Source organism: Streptomyces sp. NPDC107538, assembly GCF_055657445.1.
In genome coordinates, this window is sequence record NZ_JBVKAY010000027.1 from 1 (window position 1) to 22,190 (window position 22,190).

At 70.9% G+C, this 22,190-nt stretch carries 17 protein-coding genes; 9 read left to right on the top strand and 8 right to left on the bottom strand.

The window, feature by feature from the left end; translation table 11 throughout:
* Positions 1-483: ATP-binding cassette domain-containing protein (locus ACZ7MG_RS42790; protein WP_471946816.1), on the top strand; the 483-nt coding region annotated here is incomplete at its 5' end.
* Positions 480-1,265 carry an ABC transporter permease gene (locus tag ACZ7MG_RS42795; protein ID WP_471384102.1) on the top strand — a complete coding sequence of 262 codons (786 nt, stop codon included), beginning with the start codon at positions 480-482 and terminating at the stop codon, positions 1,263-1,265. The genes ACZ7MG_RS42790 and ACZ7MG_RS42795, both read left to right, overlap by 4 nt.
* 131 nt (positions 1,266-1,396) lie before the next feature.
* On the opposite strand, the gene ACZ7MG_RS42800 is transcribed toward ACZ7MG_RS42795, so the two are convergent.
* Both ACZ7MG_RS42800 and mmuM read right to left on the bottom strand, forming a co-directional pair.
* A complete protein-coding gene (locus ACZ7MG_RS42800; protein WP_471384100.1) occupies positions 1,397-2,470 on the bottom strand; it encodes a LacI family DNA-binding transcriptional regulator in 1,074 nt (357 codons plus the stop codon).
* Positions 2,471-2,564: 94 nt separating this feature from the next.
* Complete coding sequence (mmuM, locus tag ACZ7MG_RS42805; RefSeq protein WP_471384098.1) at positions 2,565-3,542, bottom strand: homocysteine S-methyltransferase; 978 nt, start codon at positions 3,540-3,542, stop codon at positions 2,565-2,567.
* Positions 3,543-3,678: 136 nt separating this feature from the next.
* Here mmuM and ACZ7MG_RS42810 point away from each other — a divergent pair, with 136 nt between their 5' ends.
* Positions 3,679-5,163 (top strand): amino acid permease, encoded by a 1,485-nt coding sequence (locus tag ACZ7MG_RS42810; protein ID WP_471384095.1) that lies wholly within the window; start codon positions 3,679-3,681, stop codon positions 5,161-5,163.
* A gap of 10 nt (positions 5,164-5,173) precedes the next feature.
* Here the strand turns inward: ACZ7MG_RS42810 and ACZ7MG_RS42815 are convergent, their stop codons facing one another.
* A complete protein-coding gene (locus ACZ7MG_RS42815) occupies positions 5,174-7,231 on the bottom strand; it encodes an autotransporter (protein ID WP_471384939.1) in 2,058 nt (685 codons plus the stop codon).
* Between the two features lie 266 nt (positions 7,232-7,497).
* Between ACZ7MG_RS42815 and ACZ7MG_RS42820 the strand changes: the two genes are divergently transcribed.
* Both ACZ7MG_RS42820 and ACZ7MG_RS42825 read left to right on the top strand, forming a co-directional pair.
* A complete protein-coding gene (locus ACZ7MG_RS42820; RefSeq protein WP_471384092.1) occupies positions 7,498-8,580 on the top strand; it encodes a glycoside hydrolase family 43 protein in 1,083 nt (360 codons plus the stop codon).
* 11 nt (positions 8,581-8,591) lie between these two features.
* On the top strand, positions 8,592-10,004 hold the full coding sequence (locus ACZ7MG_RS42825; RefSeq protein ID WP_471384090.1) for an RICIN domain-containing protein: 1,413 nt from the start codon (positions 8,592-8,594) through the stop codon (positions 10,002-10,004).
* 24 nt (positions 10,005-10,028) lie between these two features.
* On the opposite strand, the gene ACZ7MG_RS42830 is transcribed toward ACZ7MG_RS42825, so the two are convergent.
* A complete protein-coding gene (locus ACZ7MG_RS42830; RefSeq protein WP_471384088.1) occupies positions 10,029-11,708 on the bottom strand; it encodes a rhamnogalacturonan lyase B N-terminal domain-containing protein in 1,680 nt (559 codons plus the stop codon).
* A 191-nt stretch (positions 11,709-11,899) separates the two neighbouring features.
* Here ACZ7MG_RS42830 and ACZ7MG_RS42835 point away from each other — a divergent pair, with 191 nt between their 5' ends.
* Together ACZ7MG_RS42835 and ACZ7MG_RS42840 are read left to right on the top strand one after the other, a co-directional pair.
* Entirely contained in the window at positions 11,900-12,964 is a 1,065-nt protein-coding gene (locus ACZ7MG_RS42835; protein ID WP_471384086.1) for a rhamnogalacturonan acetylesterase, read from the top strand.
* A 314-nt stretch (positions 12,965-13,278) separates the two neighbouring features.
* Complete coding sequence (locus ACZ7MG_RS42840; RefSeq protein ID WP_471384083.1) at positions 13,279-15,045, top strand: DUF2264 domain-containing protein; 1,767 nt, start codon at positions 13,279-13,281, stop codon at positions 15,043-15,045.
* Here ACZ7MG_RS42840 and ACZ7MG_RS42845 read toward each other — a convergent pair.
* From ACZ7MG_RS42845 to ACZ7MG_RS42855, 3 genes are all read right to left on the bottom strand, one after another.
* Entirely contained in the window at positions 14,990-16,399 is a 1,410-nt protein-coding gene (locus tag ACZ7MG_RS42845) for a hypothetical protein (protein WP_471384080.1), read from the bottom strand. The genes ACZ7MG_RS42840 and ACZ7MG_RS42845 overlap by 56 nt on opposite strands.
* A gap of 60 nt (positions 16,400-16,459) precedes the next feature.
* The gene (locus ACZ7MG_RS42850; protein ID WP_471384078.1) at positions 16,460-17,044 is read right to left on the bottom strand and encodes a TetR/AcrR family transcriptional regulator; all 585 of its coding nucleotides are present in this window, start codon (positions 17,042-17,044) and stop codon (positions 16,460-16,462) included.
* A gap of 97 nt (positions 17,045-17,141) precedes the next feature.
* Entirely contained in the window at positions 17,142-18,461 is a 1,320-nt protein-coding gene (locus ACZ7MG_RS42855; protein WP_471384076.1) for a jacalin-like lectin, read from the bottom strand.
* A gap of 273 nt (positions 18,462-18,734) precedes the next feature.
* Here ACZ7MG_RS42855 and ACZ7MG_RS42860 point away from each other — a divergent pair, with 273 nt between their 5' ends.
* Both ACZ7MG_RS42860 and ACZ7MG_RS42865 read left to right on the top strand, forming a co-directional pair.
* Positions 18,735-20,468, top strand: coding sequence for a PHP domain-containing protein (locus ACZ7MG_RS42860; RefSeq protein WP_471384073.1), 1,734 nt, complete (start codon positions 18,735-18,737; stop codon positions 20,466-20,468).
* Between the two features lie 8 nt (positions 20,469-20,476).
* Positions 20,477-21,001 (top strand): hypothetical protein, encoded by a 525-nt coding sequence (locus ACZ7MG_RS42865; RefSeq protein WP_471384937.1) that lies wholly within the window; start codon positions 20,477-20,479, stop codon positions 20,999-21,001.
* A 27-nt stretch (positions 21,002-21,028) separates the two neighbouring features.
* Here the strand turns inward: ACZ7MG_RS42865 and ACZ7MG_RS42870 are convergent, their stop codons facing one another.
* On the bottom strand, positions 21,029-22,114 hold the full coding sequence (locus ACZ7MG_RS42870) for a glycoside hydrolase family 10 protein (protein WP_471384071.1): 1,086 nt from the start codon (positions 22,112-22,114) through the stop codon (positions 21,029-21,031).
* Between the last annotated feature and the right edge of the window lie 76 nt (positions 22,115-22,190).

Here is a 22,190-nt window from a genome sequence, read left to right on the forward strand (position 1 = left end):
CTCGACCCCCGCTCCCGCCACAACATGTGGCAGATCATCCGCGAACTCGTCTCCGACGGCGTCACCGTCTTCCTCACCACCCAGTACCTGGAAGAGGCCGACGAACTCGCCGACCGCATCGCCGTCCTGAACAACGGCAAGATCGCGGCAGAGGGCAGCGCCGAGGAACTCAAGCGCCTCATCCCCGGCGGCCACGTCCGCCTCCGCTTCACCGACCCGACCGCCTACCGCTCCGCGGCCTCCGCCCTGCGCGAGGTCACCCGCGACGACGAGGCCCTCGCCCTACAGCTCCCCAGCGGCGGCACCCAGCGCGAACTGCGCGCCGTACTGGACCAGTTGGACGCCGCCGGCATCGAGGCGGACGAACTCACCGTGCACACCCCGGACCTCGACGACGTGTTCTTCGCCCTGACCGGCCCCGCCGCCGTCACCGGCACCGCCGCCGTCACCGTCCCCAACCAGCCCAAGGAGAACGCCCGATGAGCGCCCTCGCCCTCGCCGTCCGCGACTCGAACACCATGCTGCGCCGCAACCTCCTGCACGTGCGCCGCTATCCGTCGCTCACCCTGAACCTGCTGCTGACCCCGATCATGCTGTTGCTGCTCTTCGTCTACATCTTCGGCGACGTGATGAGCGCGGGCATCGGCGGCAGCGACCGCTCCGACTACATCGCCTACATCGTCCCGGGCATCCTGCTGATGACCATCGGCGGCACCGTCGTCGGGACCGCGGTGTCCGTCTCCACCGATATGAACGAGGGCATCATCGCCCGCTTCCGGACGATGGCGATCCACCGCGGTTCCGTCCTCATCGGGCATGTCGTCGGCAGCGTGCTGCAGTGCGTGGCCAGCGTGGTCCTCGTCGGCGGCGTCGGGGTGGCCATCGGCTTCCGGTCCACGGACGCCACGGTGCTGGAGTGGCTGGCGGCGTTCGGGCTGCTGGTGCTCTTCTCGCTGGCGCTCACCTGGATCGCGGTCGGCATGGGCCTGTCCAGCCCGAACGCGGAGGCCGCCGCCAACAGCGCCCAGCCGCTGATCCTGCTCCCGCTCATCTCCAGCGCCTTCATCCCGGCCGACACGATGCCGGGCTGGTTCCAGCCCATCGCCGAGTACCAGCCCTTCACCCCCGCCATCGAGACCCTCCGCGGCCTCCTCCTCGGCACCGAGATCGGCCACAACGGCTGGCTCGCCCTGGCCTGGTCCCTCGCCCTCGCGACCCTCGGCTACATCTGGTCCTCGGCAAAGTTCAACAGCGACCCGAAGTAACCACCGCAGTGTTCGAGGTAGACGCCGGGATCTCGTACCCCGCGCCCTTCAGGGGCGCGGGGCTGTGTCGATATGCGGCTCCGCCGCGTGGGCGCGATCAGCCACAACCCACCCGCACCCGGCCCCCCACCTCACCCGGCAGACGAGACCCCGCCCCCGACCACCCCCACAGACCCCCGCACCACCACATGCGTCCCCAACAACAGGTGCTCGTCCCCCGACCCAGCGGAGCGCAACGCGGTCCGCACCGCCAGCCGCCCCAGCTCCTCATACGGCACCCGCACCGTCGTCAACGGCGGCCACAGATCCCGCGCGAACGGAATGTCGTCGTACCCCACCAGCGACACCTCCTCCGGCACCGACACCCCCGCCTCACGCAGCGCGGTCAGCGCCCCCGCCGCCACCATGTCCGTCGCCGCCATCACCGCCGTGAAGTCGAGCCCCGCCTCCAACGCCCGCCGCATCGACCGGTACCCGGAGTCCCGGGTGAAGTCCCCGGCCAGCCGCAGCGCGGGATCCGCCTCGACCCCCCGCGCGTGATGGGCCGCCAGATACCCCCGCTCGCGCCCCTGCGCGGTCGTGTGCTCCGGCTCGCCGCCGAGGAACAGGATCCGCCGGTGGCCCCGGGACAGGACATGCGCGCACAGGGCGTACGCGCCGCCCTCGTTGTCGTACTCGATGACCGTGACCGGCGCCCCCGGATCCAGCGGCGGCCGGCCGCACAGCACGAGCCGGGACCCGGCCGCCGCCAGCGCGTCGGCGAACCGCGCGGTGCGCGACCGGTACTCGGGGGTGTCCGCGCCGCCGCCGACCAGGATGACCGCGGCGGCCCGCTGTGCCCGCATCGTCTCGATGAACTCCGACTCGTGCGCCGCGTCCCCGTCGGTGCTGCACACCAGGCAGAGATGCCCGAGCCGGGTCGCCTCGCGCTCCACGCCGTGCGCCATCAGCGCGAACGAGGGGCCGGTGATGTCGTCGAGGACGAAGCCCAGGGTGGGGGTGCCGGCGCCGGCGATCGCCTTGGCGCGGGCGTCGGCCACATAGTCCAGTTCCCGGACGGCCCGCAGGACCTGCGTACGGGTCGCCGTGCTCACCGGATAGACCCCGCCGAGCACCCGGGACACCGTCGCCGCCGAGACCCCGGCCCGTGCGGCGACGTCCCGGATCGTGCTGCGGCCCCCGCCCTCGGCGCTCTTCCTTGTCATGCCCCGCCCCACCCTGCCTCTCGGCAACATCTCGGTAACCGGTTACCCCGGAACGGAGGCTAGCAGCGCGGGAGCCGCGGGTGCCCCCTGTCGGTCAGCCCAGTGTCCTCGCGATGGCCGAGATCGCCTCGGGCCCGACCCGGCAGCAGCCGCCGATCAGCCGGGCCCCGGCCGCTCGCCACGCCTCCACCTGCGCGGCGGTGAACGTCGACCGCCCGGTCCAGCCCCGCGCGGTCGCGTCCCAGACCTCGCCGCTGTTCGGATAGACGACGACCGGTTTGCCGGTGACCCGGACGGCCGTCTCGATCGCGCCGCCCACGTCGTCGGGCGAGCAGCAGTTCACCCCCACGGCGACGACCTCCTCGGTGTCGGCGGCGAGCGCGAAGGCCTCCTCCAGCGGCTGCCCGGCGCGGGTGCGGTCACCGGCCACGGTGTACGACAGCCAGGCGGGTACGTCCAGTCCCCGGAGGGCCCGCAGGAGTGCCTCGGCCTCGTCGGTGTCCGGGATCGTCTCCAGGGCCAGGACGTCCGGGTAGGTGGCGGCCAGCACCTCCAGCCGGGGCCGGTGGAACCGTTCCAGTTCGGCCACGCTCAGCCCGTACCGGCCCCGGTACTCGGAGCCGTCCGCGAGCATCGCCCCGTACGGGCCGACCGAGGCGGCCACCAGCAGCGGGCGGGTGCCGTCCTTCGTCCCGCCTCGCGCCGCGTCCCTCGCCTTGGCCTCGACCGCCGCGTCCACCGCCAACTCGACGCTCAGGGACATGAGTTCGGCCGCCCGCTCGTGCGGGATGCCGCGCTTGCCGAAGCCCTCGAAGGTGGCCTGGTAGTTGCTGGTGATCGCCACGCTCGCGCCCGCCTCGTAGTACGCGAGATGGGCCTCGGTGATCGCCTCCGGCTGCTCCACGAGCAGCCGCGCCGACCAGAGTTCGTCGCTCAGGTCGTGCCCGGCCGCGTGCAGTTGGTTGGACATACCGCCGTCGAGGACGAGGACATCGGAGGCGAGGGCCGCGGCGAAGGGGCTGGTGGACGGGCCGGGGAGGTGCGGGAGGCCGCCGGGTGCGTTGCTGGTCATGCCGACGACGGTAGTCCAGCCCCCAGGGTCGACCGCTGATTGTGTCCAGTCCGTGAACAGATTGCCCACCATGTGGAACGCGGCGGTACGATCACGCCCTCCCCGTCCCACCCCTCCCCATCCCCCGGGAACCGCGATGACCACCAGCACCCCCGAGGCCACCGAGCCCGAACCGACCCCGGCGGCCGAGACCGACGCGAAGCCGAGCACGAGCACGAGCGGGAGCGGGAGTGCCTCCGCCCCGGGCCGCAAGTTCGGTCTCGCCGCGGCGACCGCCCTCGTCATGGGCAACATCATCGGCGGCGGCATCTTCACCCTCCCCGCCGCCGTCGCCCCGTACGGCACGGTCAGTCTGGTCGCCTTCGGCGTGCTCTCCGTGGCCGCCGTCCTGCTGGCCCTGCTCTTCGGGAAGCTGGCCCGGCGCAGCCCGGTCACCGGCGGTCTGTACGTCTACCCGCGCGACGCCTTCGGCCCCTTCGCGGGCTTCCTGTCGGCCTGGTCGTACTGGACGATGTGCTGGGTCAGCATCGCCGCGCTCGCCGTCGGTGTCGTCGGCTACGTCGACGTGCTGATACCCCTGGGCGACAGCAAGGTGGTCCTCGCGCTGGTGGCCCTGGCCGCCCTGTGGCTGCCGGCCGCCGCGAACTTCGCGGGCACCCGCTATGTGGGCGCCGTGCAGATCGTCTCCACCGTGCTGAAGTTCGTGCCGCTGCTGCTGGTCGCCACCATCGGGCTGTTCTTCATCGACACCGACAACTACGGCCCGTTCAACGCCTCCGGCGAGAGCACCCCCGGCGCGATCGCGGCCGCCGCCGCGCTCCTCCTCTACAGCTTCCTCGGCGTCGAGTCGGCCGCCGTCAGCGCCGGTGAGGTCAAGGACCCCGAGCGCACCGTGGCCCGCGCCAGCGTCCTCGGCACGCTCGCCTCCGCCCTGGTCTACCTCCTCGGCACCATCGCCGTCTTCGGCCTGGTCCCGCACAAGGAACTCGTCGAGTCCGGGGCGCCCTTCGCGGACGCGGTCGACTCCATCGCCGGCGGCAGCTGGGGCGGCACGGTGATCGCGCTGGTCGCGGTCGCCTCGATCGTCGGCTGCCTCAACGGCTGGGTCCTGCTCAGCGCCCAGATGCCGTACGCCGCCGCCCGCGACGGCCTCTTCCCGAAGCCGTTCGCCCGCGTCGGCAAGGGCGGCGTCCCCGGCTTCGGTGTCCTCGCCACCGCCGTCCTCGGCACGCTCCTCATCGTCGTGAACTACGCGGACGACCCGGACACCGCCTTCCGCGTCCTCGTCCTCATCACCACGTTCACCGGCTGCGTCCCCTACCTGCTCTCCGCCGCCGCCCAGCTCTACTGGCTGGCCCGCGGCACCCGCGAACGCGTCCGCCCCGCCGGACTCGTCCGCGACCTGATCGTCGCCGCCCTCTCCTTCGCCTTCTCCTTCTGGCTGATCGCCGGCGCGGGCTACGCGGCCGTCTACCAGGGCGCCCTGTTCCTCTTCGCGGGCATCCCGGTGTACGTGTGCCTGCGGGGACGGCAGGAGGGGGCCGAGACCGAGACGGGCGACGTCGCCGTCCAGATGCCCGCACACCCTGACCCGGCTCGGCGTCGCCGTACCGAGGGGTGAGACTCCCGTGTCAGCCGGTGGCCGCGTGTCGGCCGCCCCCGCGTCGGTTGTTGCGGCGGCGGGCCACCGGTACCAGGAGTCCGGAGAGGCCGCCGAGGGCGAGGGCGTACGGCCACCAGCCGAGGCCGCTGTCGGTGGAGGCGCTCGCGTTCTGCGTCAGGGTGTCCTGGGTGCCGGGGGCGGAGCCGGAGCCCGCGGCGGTCTTCACGGTCGGCGACGGGCTCGCCTTCGCCTCGGTCAGGACGACGTCGTTGCCGTCGCCGCCCTTGTAGCTGATCCGGTAGGTGTTGTCGGCGAGCTTCACCTTGCCGCCCTCGCGCAGCCCGGTGAACGTCCCGGTGGTCGCGCCCTTGCCGCGGTGGTCGAGGACGGTGACGCGCTCGCCGGGACCGCCGACGGCGGCCAGCGCCGCGAAGTCCAGCCCACCGGCCAGCCGCACCGCCCCGGTCACCTTCAACGGCTTCTCCCGCAGCACCAGTTGTCCCTTCTTGCCCTGGGTGTAGCCGCCCGTCACGGTGAGCCCGGCCACGACCACGCCCTCGTTGGTCACCGCGCCCTTCACCGTGCCCTTGCCGGACAGGGACCCGGTGACCTTCAGTCCGGCGGTGCCCACGTCGAGCCGCGCCCCGGCGGTGGTGAGCCGAACGGTCCTGCTCCGGCCCAGACTCGCTCCGGACCGGAGCGCCAGCGTGCCCTTGGTGACGGTCGTCGCCCCGGTGTAGGTGACCGCGGAGCCCGTCAGGGTGGTGGTGGCCGCGCCCGACTGGGTGAGCGAGCCGCTGCCGCCGAGCCGTGACAGCGTCACCGGCTTCGCGGTGTTCCGGACGATCAGCGAGCCGTTGTTGACCACCTTGGAGAGGCCGCCCTTGGTGTAAAGGCCGCCGTCGCCCCCTGACCTGCCGCTCCCGAGCCGCAGCACGGCGCCCTTCTCGACCGTGGTCGAGCCGTCGTAGTACTGGACGGCGGCGAAGGTGACGTCGTTGCCCTTGGTCCCCGCGATGACGACGTCCCCGGCGCCGGGCGCGGCCAGCGTGTCGTGGAACCTGCCGCCGCCGATGGGGGCGCCCAGGGTCACCGGCCCGTTGTAGTCGAAGGTGAGCAGTGAACGGGAGCGGGCGGCGAGGAGGTTGATGTAGACCGTCTCGGCGGTGCCCGGCATGAAGATCCTGCTCGTGGTGCCGTCGCCCCACTGGACGTTCGCGCCCTTGATGTTGGCGCCGCGCTTGTTGACGTTCTTGCGCGCGGGCGTCCAGTTCAGGGCGGGGTCGCTGAGCGAGGGGTCGGTGTCGCCGCCCTGGTCCGACCAGCTGTACTGGCCGGTGAGGATCACCTTGCTGCCCGGCCGCGACTGGACGTTGATGTCGCTGCCGTACTCGCGCTGGTAGAAGTCCATGCCCTGGGTGACGGTCTGGCCCAGCGGGGTGTCCACGGTCCAGGTGCCCTGGTTGAGGACCTTGCGCGCGTTCGGCAGCGCGGTCGCGAACTCCGGCCGTCCGGCGTTGACTTGAGTGCCGTTGTCGATGACCCCGCTGAAGGGGTGGGTGCCCGACAGGTCCCAGGTCGCCCACAGGAACCTCGGCTGGCTGACCAGGCCGGTGCCGCTGATGGTGCCCAGGTTGTACTGCACGTTCTTCAGGGCGAGCCGCAGGGTGCCGTCGACCCGGATGTTGTTCTGGTTGAGCCGGAACGCCGGGGTGCCGTACGGGTAGTGGCCGATCACCCCGGTCGAGCCGCTGTTCCCGTACTGGAGGGTCGCGCCCTTGGCGACGGTCACCGCGGGCGGGTCCGGGCGGGTGACGGTGACGTACGGGTGGTTGCCGCCGAGCGTCTTCACGCTCTGCCGCTGCCGGGACTTCGGCAGGGTGAAGTCACTGTCCTTGGTGAGGATCAGCGTCCCGCTGCCGCGCACGGTGAGCGTGCCGGTGCCGCTGAACACGCCGTCGTACGTGGTCGTCCCGGACGGCACGGTCACCACCGTGTCCCCGGTGAGCGTGACGTTCCGCCCGGCGAGGACGTCGGCGGTCACGTCGCGGGGGCCGGCGGCGGTCGCGGTCGGGGCGCCGAGCATCAGGGCGGTGACCGCCAGGGCTCCGGCGGCCGACGCTGTCTTGTGGATATGGGTGCGCACGACAGGGAGACGGTCCGGGCGCCGTCCCGATAACAGAAATCCCGTGAGGACCTCGGTTCGGTTCCTGTGAGCTCGTGTTCGTCTCGCGTAACCCGTTGACCTCTCCGTAACGCGCCCTTACCTTTTCGGCGTTCGGAATGAAAGATTCTGTGCGATATGTCGAACATTTCTGTTTCCTTTTGTTCCCCCCTCCGAGAGGAAGCCGCATGGGCCGCGACCACACCTTCCCCGAACCCCCCGACCGCCGCCTGCTCCTGAAGGGCGCCCTGGCCGCCGGTGCCCTCACCGCCCTGCCCGCCGGTGTCGCCCAGGCCGCGCCCGGGTCCGGGGCCCGCCCGGCGTACGTCAACCCGCTGGTCCGCAACCGCGCCGACCCACACATCAACCGGCACACCGACGGCTTCTACTACTTCACGGCGACCGCCCCCGAGTACGACCGGATCATCCTGCGCCGGTCCCGCACCCTGCGCGGCCTGTCGACGGCCGACGAGTCCGTGATCTGGCGCAAGCACGCCACGGGCGTGATGGGCGCGCACATCTGGGCGCCGGAGATCCACCGCATCGACGGCAAGTGGTACATCTACTTCGCCTCCGCGCCCGCCGAGGACATCTGGGCGATCCGTATCTGGGTCCTGGAGAACTCCCACCGGAACCCCTTCAAGGGCACCTGGGTCGAGCGCGGGCAGCTGAAGACGGCCTGGGAGACCTTCTCCCTGGACGCCACCACCTTCACCCACCGGGGCTCCCGCTATCTCGCGTGGGCGCAGCACGAGCCCGGGATGGACAACAACACGGCCGTCTGGCTCTCGAAGATGGCCGACCCGCTTACTCTGACCGGTCCTCAGGTACGGCTGACCACACCGGAGTTGGACTGGGAGGTCATCGGGTTCAAGGTCAACGAGGGCCCTTCGGTCATCAAGCGCAACGGCCGGCTGTTCATGACGTACTCGGCGAGCGCGACCGACTTCAACTACTGCATGGGCCTGCTGACCGTCGACGCCGACGCCGACCTCATGGACCCCGCCAACTGGTCCAAGTCGCCGACCCCGGTCTTCACCAGCAACGACACCACGAAACAGTACGGGCCGGGCCACAACAGCTTCACCGTCGCCGAAGACGGCCGCACCGACGTCCTCGTCTACCACGCCCGCCAGTACAAGGACATCGTCGGCGACCCGCTCAACGACCCCAACCGCCACACCCGCATCCAGCGCCTCGGCTGGAAGCCCGACGGCACCCCCGACTTCGGCGTCCCCGTAGCCGACACCCCCACCCCGAACACCCTATAAGGAGAGCTGAGATGAGACGTGCGTACGCGATGCTCCTCGCGCTCTGTCTGGCCCTGGCCGGCGCCCTCGTCACGGCCGGTCCCGCCCAGGCGGCACCGCAGACCGTCCCCAACGGCACCCAGTTCACCGACAGCGGCGGCAACCCCCTGCACGCCCATGGCGGCGGCGTCATCAAGGTCGGCTCGTACTACTACTGGTTCGGCGAGAACCGCAACACCGACAACACCTTCCGGTACGTCTCGGCCTACCGCTCCACGGACCTCAAGACCTGGGAGTTCCGCAACCACGTCCTGACCGAGGCCACCGACCCCGAGCTGGCGACCGCCAACATCGAGCGGCCGAAGGTCATGTACAACGCGGCCACCGGCAAGTTCGTGATGTGGATGCACAAGGAGAACGGCGTCGACTACAGCGAGGCCCGCGCGGCCGTCGCCGTCTCCGACACCGTCGACGGCAACTACACCTGGCGGGGCAGCTTCCGCCCGCTCGGCACCCATATGTCCCGTGACATCACCACGTTCGTGGACACCGACGGCACCGGCTACATGATCTCGGCGGCCCGCGAGAACTACGACCTCCAGATCTACCGGCTCACCGCCGACTACACCGGCATCGCCGCCCTCGTCGCCGACCCCTGGCACGGCGGCCACCGCGAGGCCCCGGCCCTGTTCAAGCGCAACGGCGTCTACTTCATGCTCACTTCGGGCGCCACCGGCTGGAACCCCAACCAGCAGCAGTACGCCACCGCCACCAGCATCGCGGGCCCCTGGACCGCCATGGCCAACGTCGGCGACTCCACCACCTTCGGCTCGCAGACCGCGTACGTCCTGCCCGTGCAGGGCACCTCCACCACCTCGTACCTCTACCTGGGCGACCGCTGGGGCAACTCCTTCGGCGGCACCGTCAACGACTCCCGGTACGTGTGGCTGCCGCTGACCTTCCCGACCTCCACCACGATGTCCATGTCCTGGTCCCCGGAGATCACCGTCGACACGGCCACCGGCACGCTCAGCGGCACCAGCGCCACCTACAACACGCTGATCGCCCGCCACTCCTCCAAGTGCGCCGATGTCACGAGTCAGTCGCAGTGGGCGGGCGCCCAGATCAAGCAGTACACCTGCAACAGCGGCAACAACCAGAAGTACTGGTTCAAGTCCGTCGGCAGCGGCTACTACCAGCTGACGACCCGTCACAGCTCCCTGTGCGTCCAGGAGAACGCCAACACGGTCACCCAGGAGACCTGCAACTCCTCCTCCACCGCCCAGCAGTGGTCGGTGGTGACCTCGGGCTCCTACGTCAACATCGTCTCCCGCGCGACTGGCGAGTGCCTCGACGTGAACGGCGCGTCCACCGCCGACTCCGCCGCCGTCATCACGTACACGTGCAACGGCGGCACGAACCAGCAGTGGACGCGCGGGACATGACGGTAAGTCAGTCCCACCGGACACTCAGTTCAGCAGGTCGATCGCGTCGATCGCCGTGCCCGCGCTGAGGTAGGAGGTCGTCCCCGACCCGCTCACCACGTTGATCCGCAGCACGTTGTACTGACTCGTGTCCGTCTGCCAGGCGGACGCCGGGACGCTGTAGGTGAACGTGTGGTTGTTGCCCCGGTAGGAGCCGTTCGTCAGTGAGCGGGTGTTCGGCTGGGTGGGTGGGGAGGGGATGGCCGAGGTCCAGTCGTTGACGGAGATCTGGGGCCGGCCGTTGGCGTAGGCCGTCGTCACGCCGATGCGCAGGGTGTGGGCGGCGGCGGCCTGCGCGGCGGTCAGCCGGAAGTAGACGAGGAGACCGCTGTTCACGTCCTTCCAGAGGTAGCAGGGGAAGGCCGACGTCTCGGTGCCGCTGCCGATCACCACGTTCCCGGTCCAGGACGCGGCCCGTACGTCCGACGGATGCGCGTACGTCATCAGGTCGGCGTTCTTGAAGCCGCTCGGTGTGCCGTTCCAGTCGTTGATCCGCCAGATCGCGCCCGCGTTGGACGGATCGTTCGATGACGGGATCGCGATCGAGTTCAGCGTCGTCGTCCCGCCCGCGCTCACCGACACCGAGGTCGTGTACACCGCCAGCTCACCCTTGAAGACGGTCAGCGTGTACGTCCCCGGAAGGACCCCCGGGATGGAGAAGTAGCCGTCCGACGCCCGAGCCGAACCCCAGTACTGAGCAGCGGAGTTGGCGAGTCCGACCGTGTACGCGTACGACGTGTTCCGGCCCGTGATGCCGACGCCCGCGACCCGGCCACGGCCGCCCGCACCCACGTATCCGGACAGGCCGAGCGAGTCCGCCCAGGAGGTCGTGAGCGTGCCCGGGAACAGTGACGAGGAGGGCGCGCTGCCGTCCGTGAGGGCGATGACGTACGGGCCCTGGAGGCCGAACCGCTGCGCCTCGGTCTGGTTCTGGCCGTAGTACAGGATCTCGTACAGGCCGCCGCCGTCCGCGCTCTGGTGACGCAGCAGCGAGCGGTAGAAGGGGCCGCCGGAGGCCTTCTCGTGGTTGCTGCGGACGACGTACAGGCCGACGCCGTTCGCCGACCAGCCGACGTAGTTGTAGTCCATGACCCGCAGTCGGGAGAAGTGCTTCGAGCGGGTCTGGCCGTCGGACTTCCTGAACACGTCCGAGGCCTCGATGGTGCTGTTCGTGTACGTGTACGAGTCGGGCTCGTCGTTGAGGAACAGGCCGGCCTTGACGCGCAGGATGAACCGGGTGGCCGAGACCGAGGTGTCGGCCTTGTTGGTCCAGACGTAGATGTTGTTCTCGCCGCTGCGGGCCGCGTAGTAGTGCCTCAGCGTGCCGTAGGTGACCGAGACGAGGATCGTCGAACCGGACTGCCGGATCGTCACCGTGGAGCTGCCGAGGCCGGACTCGATGTGCGAGTTCATACCGCCGTAGCCCTGGTACTCCGTGCCCCGGTAGACGAGCGAGGACAGGTCGCCGTTGCTCTTTCTGACCTTGAACACGAGGTTGGCGCCGGTGTCGACGACGTAGTTGGTGCCGTCGTCGGACCAGCCGAACGCCGCCGCGCGTGCCGTACCGGCCAGGGGCCCGGCGAGCGCGGCACCGGCGGCGGTGGCGGCGGTGCCGACGACGAAGCTGCGGCGGCCGATGGGCGCGCTGTCTGGGGATCCGGACATGGGGGTGCCTCCTCGGAGGTGTGGGGGGAGTGCGGGTGATTCGGAAGGGTGACAGTTGAATCGTTTTCGCGAAAGGGCTTTCGCATCAGGGAAGTTGGCGATCGTGTGAAAAATGACGGAGATCTAGAAAGCGCTTGTCAAACGATGTAGCGTCCAGCCGCCGGGTCTTGTCTTCCTCGTGAGGAGCCGCAATGAGACGTTTCACCATCGCCGCGCTGACGGTGGCGACGATCCTGGGGACCGTCCTCACCGCCGTACCCGCCGTACCCGCCGTACCCGCCGAGGCGCACGGGGGCCGCCCCGGGCTCGGCCTGGAGAACTGTGCCGCGAACGCCTGTCACTTCGACGTCCCGGCCGGCACGTACGACGTGACGGTCCGCCTCGGCGGCGCGGCGGCGGCGAGCACGAGCGTCAGCGGTGAGACGCGCCGCACGGTGCTCGCGGAGACGGCCACGGAGGCCGGGCGGCCTGCCGTCCGGAGCTTCACCGTCGACGTCCGCACGCCCGAGGGCGAGCCGACCGGCGCGGACGGCACGCCCGGGCTGGACCTCGTCATCGGCGGCGCGGCGCCCGCCCTCGCCGACATCCGGGTGACCCCCGCGAAGCGGGCGCGGCAGATCTTCCTCGTCGGCGACTCCACGGTCTGCGACCAGCCCGGCGATCCCTACTCCGGCTGGGGGCAGCAGCTCCCGCAGTACCTCCGCAAGGGCGTCTCGGTCGCCAACTACGCCGACTCCGGCGAGAGCACGGTGTCCTACCTCGCCGACTCCCGGCTGTGGGCCACGGTCCAGCCGAAGATCCGGCGTGGCGATCTGGTCCTGATCCAGCTGGCCCACAACGACAAGCAGACCGACGAGGCGACGTACCGGGGCAACCTGGAGACGCTGGTCGAGGGGGTCCGGGCGCGGGGTGGGAAGCCGGTGCTGGTGACGCCGATCGTGCGGCGGTGGTTCAACACGGACGGCACGCTGAACAACGGTACGGCGCTGCTGGTCAACGGGCTCGGCGTGGATCACCCGGCGGTCACCCGTGCGGTCGCCGCGGCGCGGGGGGTGCCGCTGGTCGATCTCACCGCGCGGACCAAGGCGCTGGTGGAGTCGCTGGGGACGGAGGGGTCCAAGGCGCTGTACCTGTACAACGAGAAGCGGGACAACACGCACACGTCGGTGTACGGCGCGACGGTCTACGCCGGGCTGGTCCGTGACGAACTTGTCGCCCAGGGGCTGGTGTCCGAGGGGCGGGTCAGGGTGGGATGAGACTCCTGGGGCGTCCCGACCGGAACCGGGGCGTCCCAGGGCTGTAGGCGGGCGGGGTGGGTGAGTGGGTTGTCGGGTGCGTTGTCGGGAGCGGCTCCGGTGGGGCTTCTCGCGCAGTTCCCCGTGCCCCTGAAAAAGCAGGGGCTGCGCCCCATTGCTTTTCAGACCCGCCCCCGGTCGCCATTCAGGGCCGCGGGGGCCTGGATCTTTAGGGGCGCGGGGAACTGCGCGAGAAGCCCCACGCACCCGCACCCGACGACACACCCCAATCACCCCCACCCACCCCGAACCCCACCCAGAAAGCGGCGCACGCCATGCTCTCCCTGCCCCCAGAGGACCGCGTCCTCAGCCCGTACACCGGCTACACCCGCGCCCACTGGGAGACCGCAGCCGACACGCTGCTCGCCGCCGTCGCGCCGTACGCGACCGCCGACGGCGCGCTGTACGACCTGCCGGGCGACCGCACGAGCTGGTCGGGAAGGCGCTCCGACGGCCTGGAGGGCTACGCCAGAACCCTCCTGCTCGCCGCCTTCCGCCGGGACGGCAACGCGCTCGCCCGCTACGCCGACGGCCTCGCCGCCGGAGTCGCGGGCGTCTGGCCCCGCATCGAGGACCGCAGCCAGCCCCTCGTCGAAGCCGCCTCCATCGCCTTCGCCCTGCGCGTGACCCGCGACCTGCTCTGGGACCACCTCGACGACACCGTCCAGCAGCGCACGGCGGCCTGGCTCGGCGACGCGCTCACCGCCGAACCCTGGCCCTGCAACTGGGAGCTGTTCCCGGTGACGGTCGGCGGTTTCCTCGAAGAGATCGGCCACGAACCGGAGTTGGCGCGCCAGGTCATCGACCGGCGCCTGGACCGGATCGAGCAGTGGTACCTCGGCGACGGCTGGTACACCGACGGCGACGGCCGCAAGTTCGACTACTACAACGGCTGGGCCATGCACCTCTACCCCGTGCTGCACGCCTGGCTCGCGAAGGACGAAGCCCTCCTCGCCCGCTACGGCGACCGCCTCTCCGTCCATCTCGGCGACTACGCCCGCCTGTTCGGCGGCGACGGCGCCCCCCTCCACCAGGGCCGCTCCCTCACCTACCGCTTCGCGACCACCGTCCCGCTCTGGCTGGGCGCCCTCACCGGCCGTACGCCGCTGTCGCCGGGCGAGACCAGACGGCTGGCCTCGGGTGCGCTCAAGTACTTCCTCGACCGGGGCGCCGTCGACGACCGCGGCCTGCTGTCGCTCGGCTGGCACGGCCCCAACTCCGCGATCCTGCAAGAGTATTCGGGCCCCGCCTCCCCGTACTGGGCCAGCAAGGGCTTCCTCGGCCTCCTCCTGCCCCCGGACCACGAGGTGTGGACGGCGACGGAGGAACCGGGCCCGGTGGAGCGGGCGGACGAGCTGCGCCCCGTCGGCCCGCCCAACTGGCTGCTGCAGTCCACACGTTCGGACGGCCTGGTCCGCCTCCACAACCACGGCAGCGAGGACGTCCGCTACGACCCCTTCTACACCCGGCTCGCCTACTCGACGGTCACGGAACCGGTGCCGCTCGCGGAGCCCCCGGCGTCGTACGACAACAGCGTGATCGTCGGCGGCGACGCGAGCCGTACGGACATCGAGCCGCTGGGAGTGGGGGAGGGGTGGGCCGCGTCCCGGCACACGGTCGGTGACGGCGGTGTGCGGGTCACCAGCCTGGTGGTGGCCCGGGGCGCGGCGGAGGTCCGGGCCCACCTGGTGGCGGGCGCGGTCCCCGGTACGCCGGTGCGGATCACGGGATGGGCGCCGGCGAAGGGCGTACGCGCGGAGCTGCTCGCGGCACACGACCTGTCGTCGGACGCGGACGCGGACGCGGACGCACCCGGCCTCGGACTCGTCGGCCGGACGGGAGACGATGCGACCCTCTTCGTCGCCCTCGCCCGTCTCACCGCCGACCCCGACGCCCCGCCCCTCCCGGAGCTGGTCTCCGTGGAGGTGCGGGGAGCGTACGAGGTGGGCCTCACCTGGGCCGGAGGCGAGCGGGCTCACTTCGTGTTCACGGAGTCAGACGAGCGACCTTCAGCGTCTTCGTGGTCGGTGACGCCCCGTTGAGCGGGGTCGTGTAGGACGGGGTGACGGCGGCGTAGGCCCAGGTCAGCGTCCCGTCCTTGAGGACCGCGATGTCACCGGAGATCCGCGCCTTGACGACCTTGTCGGCGCCCTGGAGCTTGCCGTTCCAGTCGACGAGGCGGAAGTGGGTGCCCGTGAACGTGCCGGTGCAGGTGCCGCTCGCGCACTTGGCGTTCTTCAGGGTCTCGTAGGAGACGAGGAGCCGGTTCTTGCCGTACGGGGCGACGCGCACGTTGACGTGCTCGGTGCCCTTGGCGGAGGTGAGGTAGACCGGCTTGCCCGAGGGCGTGTCGCGGTTCTTGAGGAACGCGAGGGCGACCTGGTGGGTGCTGGTCTTCGGCTTGACCGTCCAGCCCCGGCCGCTGGAGTCGTCCGGGTTCTTCTTGGCGGAGGCGGCGCCGCGCGAGGCGAACGCGGTGGCGTAGCGGCCGCTGGAGGACTTCACCAGGTCGCCGGTGCGGCCCGCGAAGGTGCCGCCGCAGTAGCCGGCCCAGCACTGCTCGCGCTGGACGACGGGCGCGTTGTCCGGGGCGGCGATGCCGGTCGAGACGAAGAGGCCCGAGCGCCAGTCGTCGAAGCAGAGGGAGGTGAAGTTCCCGGTGGTCTCGGCGCGCAGGGCTATGCCCTCGTTGTGGGAGCAGCCCCAGCCCCAGCCGCCGCCCTGCTTCTTGCCGGTGGAGCCGACATACGCGAGCTTGTCGCCGAAGTGGCCGTCGGCGAAGCCGCCCGCGCCGTGCACGACGAAGTAGGCGCCGTACTTCTTGCCGTTCCAGGCGAGCTGGCCGTCGAGCAGCGGGGCCGTGTCGTTGCTGGACTTGCCGGTGAGCTTGGTCCGCCAGGCCTGCTTGCCGTTCTTGTAGCGGACGAGCGCGGCGGCCGTCTCCTTCCACTTGTTGGTGTCGGCGACGCGGGTCAGCAGCGCGAACCCGTCGTTGTGCGCGACGAGACCCCCGACCTCCTTCGTGCCCTTGACCACCGTGTCGGCGCCCGAGCGCTTCCCGGCCGCCGTCAGCGGGGTGACATGGACACCGTCCGACGCGGGCCAGGCGACCCGCAGGGTGCCGTTCGGCGCCACGGCCGTCGCCGTCCGCGTCCACTCCCGGCTGTTGTTGTAGCCCGCCGAGAGATAGGGGAACTTCGCCGACAGGCTCACGGTCGTGTTCGTGACCGTGAGGTCACCGGCCGCGGCGGGCGCCGAGGGCGCGGCCCCGGCCGTCGCGTACCAGGCGCCCGCCAGCACGGACGCGGCCACGAGCGAGCCGATGACGGGCTTGCGCGCGAGGTGGCGACGGCGGTGTCTGGGCGGGGCGGAGGGGGTGGGTGTTGCAGATGTCATGTGCTGGGGTCGCCGCGCGGGGGCGAAAGGTTGCCGCCTGGGCGACATATGTTTGAGAACTCAAGCGTGGCCCCTGTCCTCCCGGGGCCAGTGCGTCAGCGCCAGATGCAGTGCCTCGACGGCCTTGTCCCACGACCGACGTACGTCCCGGGGCGCTCCGAACCCGCCCCCGGCCTCCAGCGCGCAGAAACCGTGGAACGTGCTGCGCAGCAGGCGTACGGCGTCGGTGAGGTCGGGTTCGTCGAGGCCGTACGCGCGGAGCATGCCGTAGGTGATCTCGGCGGTGCGGCGCAGCGCGGGGGAGTCGGTGACCAGCACCTGGTCGAGGGGGAGCTGCGTGGCCGCGTACCGGCCGGGGTGCCGCAGGGCGTACTCCCGGTAGGCGCCGGCGAAGGCGGCGAGCGCGTCCCTGCCGGCCCGCCCGGCGACGGCCTCGGCGATGTCGTCGATCATCTCGCCGCCCGCCAGCAGCGCGACCCGGGTCCGCAGGTCCTGGAGGTTCCTGACGTGCGAGTAGAGACTCGCGTCCTTCACCCCGAAGTGCCGCGCCAGCGCGGACAGGGTGACCTTCTCGAAGCCGATCCCGTCCGCGAGATCGGCCGCGGCCTCCACGACCCGGTCGACGGTGAGCCCGGCACGGGCCATGGAGACCACCTCTTCACCTGGAACTGCATGGACCCGGAACGCCAAGGCTACCGCCCGGTGATCAAGGGCCCGGAGGTGAGGGACGCCGGTCCGCCGGTCAGCCGATCGGCGCGTACAGCACGCCCAGCTTGTCGATCTCGGTGCCCGAGCGGCCGGTGAACCCGACGATCTGCCAGCCGGCGGGGGCCGTGAAGGTCTTGGTGTCGCTGGTGGCGGTACCCGAGCTGAGCGTGCGGCCCTTGTCGGTGCCGAAGGCGGCGGAGAAGATCCGGGTACGGCCGTCCTTCTGGCCCGAGGTGAGCTTCACCGAGGTGAGGTGCTCGCCGGAGGCCAGGGTGAGGGAGGTCGCCGTGCCGCCCGTGCCGCCGTGGGTCAGCGTCGTACCGCCGTCGTGCGTGAGCGAGACCGCGTCGAGGCGGGAGGCGCCGCGCAGGGTCAGGGTGCGGGGCGAGACGGACGACGGGAGGTTGTCGGCGTCGTTGTACGCGGTGCCGTGCGGGCCGCCGAAGAAGTCACTGGCCCGCAGGCCCGAGTTGAGCTTCCAGGAGAAGTCGACCGTGTGCGGGAAGTGGTCGGAGAGGTTGCCGCCCGCCGAGTCGAGGAATTTCGCCCAGTCGTTGTTGTAGCGGTTCGCGGTCAGGTCGACCACGTTGCTGTCCCGGTAGAAGACCTTGTCGACGACCTCGCAGTCGTTGGTCGGCGCGGTCGTCGGGCAGAGCAGCGCGTCGGCGCCCAGGGCCGGGGCGACACCACCCTTGATCAGCTGCACCCACGGGTCGGTGAGGCCGTTCTCCGACGCGAGCGAGCGGATGTTGTCGCCGGTGCGCGTGTAACGGGTGTTGGTGTCCCCCATGACGATCACCGCGTTGCCCGCCGAGTTCGCCTTGATGAACTCGGAGAGCTGGGTGACGTTGGCGCGGCGAGCGGCGAGGGCCGCGTCGTCGGAGTCGGCGTTGGTGTGCACGTTGTACAGGTCGACGAAGACCCCCTCGTCGAGCCGCACCCGGGCCAGCGAGAAGCCCTTCGGGGTGAGGCAGTTGGTGCCGGTGCAGTCGTTCCACTTCACCCGCTCGAAGTCCTCGAACGCGTAGTCCGAGAGGGTGTTGAGGCCGTCGCCGAACGGCACCCCGCCGCTGGTCGCGGTGCGGTACGGGTGGTTGTCGCCCGCGTACAGCGCCGCGTGGTAGTTGAAGTCCTCCTGGACGTTCACGATGTCGTACGCCCCGAGGCGCGGTGAGATCAGCGGGGTGTTCACCTCCGGGTTCCCGGAACTGAGCAGCTCCGGGAGGCCGGCGACGTTGTACGTCAGCACGTTGAACGTGCCGCTGGTCGCGGCGGCCGCGGGCGTCGCGCCGGTGGTGGCGAGACCGGTCACGGCCAGCGCGCCGGCGGCGAGGGTGCCGAGCAGGCGTCTCATGGGACGTGCGGGACGTACAGGGCGTATAGGGCTCATGGGGTGCACTCCGGGGGGCGGGGGATGATGAGCGGTGCTCAGGTTCAATGGCAACCAGTGTGACGTGCAAGGTCAGTTGGGGAAACAGTGAAGGACGTGGCGATCCGCCGTATCCATGGCACCCGGTGGCCATGCCTTGATCGTCCGTCGTTCATGTGCCGCCTCGATCCTCCACAGGCGGCGTGGTCGCGTCGCGAAGGCAGCCGTCGAGGGCAGCGGCATCCGGGAGGCGTTCACATGGGGCACGGGCACGGGCACGCACACGGTCATCACCATCACGACCACGGTCATGACCACGACCACGGGCATGACCACGGGGACGTGGCGGCGGCCCCGCTCCCCGCGGCCTTCGACGCCTCCGTGCCCGACGAGGAGCTGAACCCCGAGCAGCGCTCGCGCCGCTCCCTGCTGCGCCGCGCGGGCCTGCTGGGCGCGGGCCTGACCGCCGCGAGCGTCCTCGGTCAGAGCGCGGCGACCGCCCCGGCGTACGCGTCCTCCGGCGGCCGGCGCGGCGGTTTCCTGTGGCTGGCCGGTGACCACCACATCCACACCCAGTACAGCAGCGACGGCAAGTACCGGGTCGTCGACCAGGTCCGCCAGGGCGCCAAGCACGGCATGGACTGGCTGGTCATCACCGACCACGGCAGCACCACGCACGCCAAGATCGGTGTGGACAAGGTCAACCCGGACATCAAGGCGGCCCGTGCCGCGTACGAGGACACGCTGGTCTTCCAGGGCCTGGAGTGGAACATCCCGGGCGCCGAGCACGGCACGGTCTTCGTCCACCCGGGCAAGAACGAGGTCTCCGTCCTCAAGCAGTTCGAGACCGACTACGACGGCAGCGTGAAGGGTGCCTCCGACTCCACGCCCGCCAACGAGGCCCTCGCGGTCGCGGGTCTCGCCTTCCTCGGCGACCAGGTCCGCCGCCGCAAGGTCAAGGACGCCCTGATGCTCGCCAACCACCCGGCGCGGCGCGGTGTCGACTCCCCGCACGAGATCCGCGGCTGGCGCGACGCGACCGGTACGGGCCGCCAGATAGCCGTCGGCTTCGAGGGCGCCCCCGGCCACCAGGCCGCCGGACTCCCCGCACCGCTCGGCATGGCCCGCGCCCGGGGCATCTACGACAACAACCCCAGCGCCAACTCCTTCGCGGGCTACCCCCTGGAGAGCTACCGCACCTGGGGCGGCTTCGACTGGATGACCGCCACCGTCGGCGGCCTCTGGGACAGCCTCCTCGCCGAGGGCAAACCCTGGTGGATCACCGCCAACTCGGACTCCCACCAGGTGTACGCGGACACCGCCGTACGCGGCGGCCCGGACAGCGACTTCACCGCCAACGGCAAGCACACCGACCCCGTCTACGGCGGAAAGATCGACATCACCCAGGGCGACTACTGGCCCGGCCAGTACAGCCGTACGCACGTCGGCGCCGACGGCTTCTCCTACGCCGCCGTCATGGACGGCATCCGCGCCGGCCGGATCTGGGTCGACCACGGCGGGCTCCTCAGCGGCCTCGACGTCCGGGTCTCCGGCGGCAGCCGCTGGGCCACCCTGGGCGGCGCCCTGCACGTCAGGAAGGGCACCAAGGTCACCCTGACCGTGGACGTGGCCCTGGCCGGCGGCGCCAACTGGGCGGGATTCGTCCCCCAGTTGGCCCGCGTGGACGTCATCCAGGGCGAGGTGACGGGCACGCCCACCGACAAGGACACCTTCACCGCGCCGACCGCCAAGGTCGTGAAGTCGTACGAGGTGAACAAGTCCACCGGCACGGTCCGTCTCACCTACGAACTCGGCAAGGTCGACCGTCCGCTCTACGTCCGGCTGCGCGGCAGCGACGGCAACCGCTCGGCGGTCGGCGCGAGGGGTGCGGCCGTCGACCCGGCGGGCCCCGCGATCGACGTCGTCGGTGACGCCGACCCGTGGCGCGACCTGTGGTTCTACTCCAACCCGGTGTGGGTCCTGCCCTCATGACCGCGACCATGGCCAAAGCCACGACCCTGTATGCCCTCACCGTGGACGCGGAGGTCGTGGATCTGCGCGCGGCCGATCACCTGCTCCACACCCTGGCGGCCGAACTCGCCCTCCCCGAGGGCACGTTCGGCTGCACCCACCTGGTACGGGGCGATCGGCCGCGGGTCGCCCTGTCCCTCGCGGTGCCGTCCCGGCCGCTCCTGAGCACCGTCCAGGAGCGGCTGGCGGCCCGCGCCCACGAGGTGGCGCCCGGCACCCCGGACGCCATGGGCCGGGCCGTGATCTACCCCGGCGTCACGGCCCTGACCGGCACCCTGACGGTCGCGGACGTCCTCGCCCGCTCCGCGATCACCCGGGTGACGGTCCTGGGCGCCCCCGGCGAACCCGCTCCCGACACACGCTTGGTGACCCAGAACCACGTACGCCCGCACTGGCACGACGGCGAACTGGTCCTCACCGCCATGCCCGCCGTCGGCGGCACCCTGGTCCCCTTCGAGGTCCCGGAACCGACACCGTGCTGTGCGGACCACTGAGGCCCGGCGGCGAACCCGGGGCGTGGCTCACGCGTTGGGGTTGAGCCCGTTCGACAACCCCGTGTACGCCGGCTTCGCCGCATAGCTCTCGTTGTACGGCAGGGCCGCCCCGTACCCGCTGAACGTGCCCGGCACCCAGGAGTGCTTGTCCGTCAGCCCCCAGGTGGTGACGCCGGCGCAGCGCGGGACACCGAGGCAGTTCTCGCTCGCCGTCTTGTAGTCCGTGGACTGCTGGGCGAGTTCGGCGGTGGAGGCGGGCAGCGGGATACGGATGTCCAGCTCGGTGAGGGAGACCTCCAGACCGAGGTCGGAGAACCGCTTCAGGTTCGCCTTCATCGAGCCGGGCACCCCGCCGAGCACGAAGTGGGACTGGAAGCCGATGCCGTGCAACGGCACACCCTGGGCGAGGAGTTGCTGCGCCAGCGCGTACAGGGCGTCGCTCTTGGCGTTGTCCGCCTCGATGTTGTAGTCGTTGATGTACAGCTTCGCGCTCGGATCGGCGGCGTGCGCCCAGCGCAGGGCGCTCGCGATGTGCGCGGTGCCGAGCTTGTCCTGCCACACCGAGGACCGCATCGAACCGTTCTCGTTGAACGCCTCGTTGACCACGTCCCAGGCGTAGATCTTCCCCTTGTAGCGGCCGACCGTGGTGTCGATGTGCTTCTTCAGCAGCGTGTTCAGCTCGGACGCCGAGAAGTTCCCGTTCCTCAGCCAGGACGGCAGCTGCGCGTACCAGACGAGCGTGTGCCCGCGTACGCCCTGGTTGTGCGCGACGGCATGGTTGACCAACCGGTCGGAGGCGGCCCAGTTGTAGCTGTTGCGGCTCGGCTCCAGCGCGTCCCACTTCATCGCGTTCTCGGCGGTGACGGAGTTGAACTCCCGGTCCAGCACGCCCGTGTACGCCGCCTCCCCCTGAAGCGGCCCGTCGGCGACCGCGGCCCCGATCTTCACACCCCGCGCGTCGGCGTACCCGCGCAGCGTGGTGGCCGCCGAGGCGTCCGGGGTGAGCTGGGGAACCGCGACGGCGGTGGTGACGAGCACCCCCACGGCGGCGAGGGGCAACGGACGGAAGAAGCGACGTCGGCGGTGGTGCGGCCGGGACGAGGGGAGGGACACGGCGACTCCTACGGTGTGGGGGACGCGGACGCGTCACTCCTGGGTCGCCGCCGACCGCCGTACGGTTGCCGCCCGT

Excerpts from the sequence above, each read along its gene's own strand:
- ACZ7MG_RS42835 (WP_471384086.1), top strand. The coding sequence starts at position 11,900 with ATGAGACGTTTCACCATCGCCGCGCTGACGGTGGCGACGATCCTGGGG.
- ACZ7MG_RS42845 (WP_471384080.1), bottom strand. The coding sequence starts at position 16,399 with ATGACATCTGCAACACCCACCCCCTCCGCCCCGCCCAGACACCGCCGT.
- ACZ7MG_RS42840 (WP_471384083.1), top strand. The coding sequence starts at position 13,279 with ATGCTCTCCCTGCCCCCAGAGGACCGCGTCCTCAGCCCGTACACCGGC.
- ACZ7MG_RS42795 (WP_471384102.1), top strand. The coding sequence starts at position 480 with ATGAGCGCCCTCGCCCTCGCCGTCCGCGACTCGAACACCATGCTGCGC.
- ACZ7MG_RS42855 (WP_471384076.1), bottom strand. The coding sequence starts at position 18,461 with ATGAGACGCCTGCTCGGCACCCTCGCCGCCGGCGCGCTGGCCGTGACC.
- ACZ7MG_RS42800 (WP_471384100.1), bottom strand. The coding sequence starts at position 2,470 with ATGACAAGGAAGAGCGCCGAGGGCGGGGGCCGCAGCACGATCCGGGAC.
- ACZ7MG_RS42850 (WP_471384078.1), bottom strand. The coding sequence starts at position 17,044 with ATGGCCCGTGCCGGGCTCACCGTCGACCGGGTCGTGGAGGCCGCGGCC.
- ACZ7MG_RS42830 (WP_471384088.1), bottom strand. The coding sequence starts at position 11,708 with ATGTCCGGATCCCCAGACAGCGCGCCCATCGGCCGCCGCAGCTTCGTC.
- ACZ7MG_RS42825 (WP_471384090.1), top strand. The coding sequence starts at position 8,592 with ATGAGACGTGCGTACGCGATGCTCCTCGCGCTCTGTCTGGCCCTGGCC.
- ACZ7MG_RS42865 (WP_471384937.1), top strand. The coding sequence starts at position 20,477 with ATGGCCAAAGCCACGACCCTGTATGCCCTCACCGTGGACGCGGAGGTC.
- ACZ7MG_RS42815 (WP_471384939.1), bottom strand. The coding sequence starts at position 7,231 with ATGCTCGGCGCCCCGACCGCGACCGCCGCCGGCCCCCGCGACGTGACC.
- ACZ7MG_RS42860 (WP_471384073.1), top strand. The coding sequence starts at position 18,735 with ATGGGGCACGGGCACGGGCACGCACACGGTCATCACCATCACGACCAC.
- mmuM (WP_471384098.1), bottom strand. The coding sequence starts at position 3,542 with ATGACCAGCAACGCACCCGGCGGCCTCCCGCACCTCCCCGGCCCGTCC.
- ACZ7MG_RS42810 (WP_471384095.1), top strand. The coding sequence starts at position 3,679 with ATGACCACCAGCACCCCCGAGGCCACCGAGCCCGAACCGACCCCGGCG.
- ACZ7MG_RS42820 (WP_471384092.1), top strand. The coding sequence starts at position 7,498 with ATGGGCCGCGACCACACCTTCCCCGAACCCCCCGACCGCCGCCTGCTC.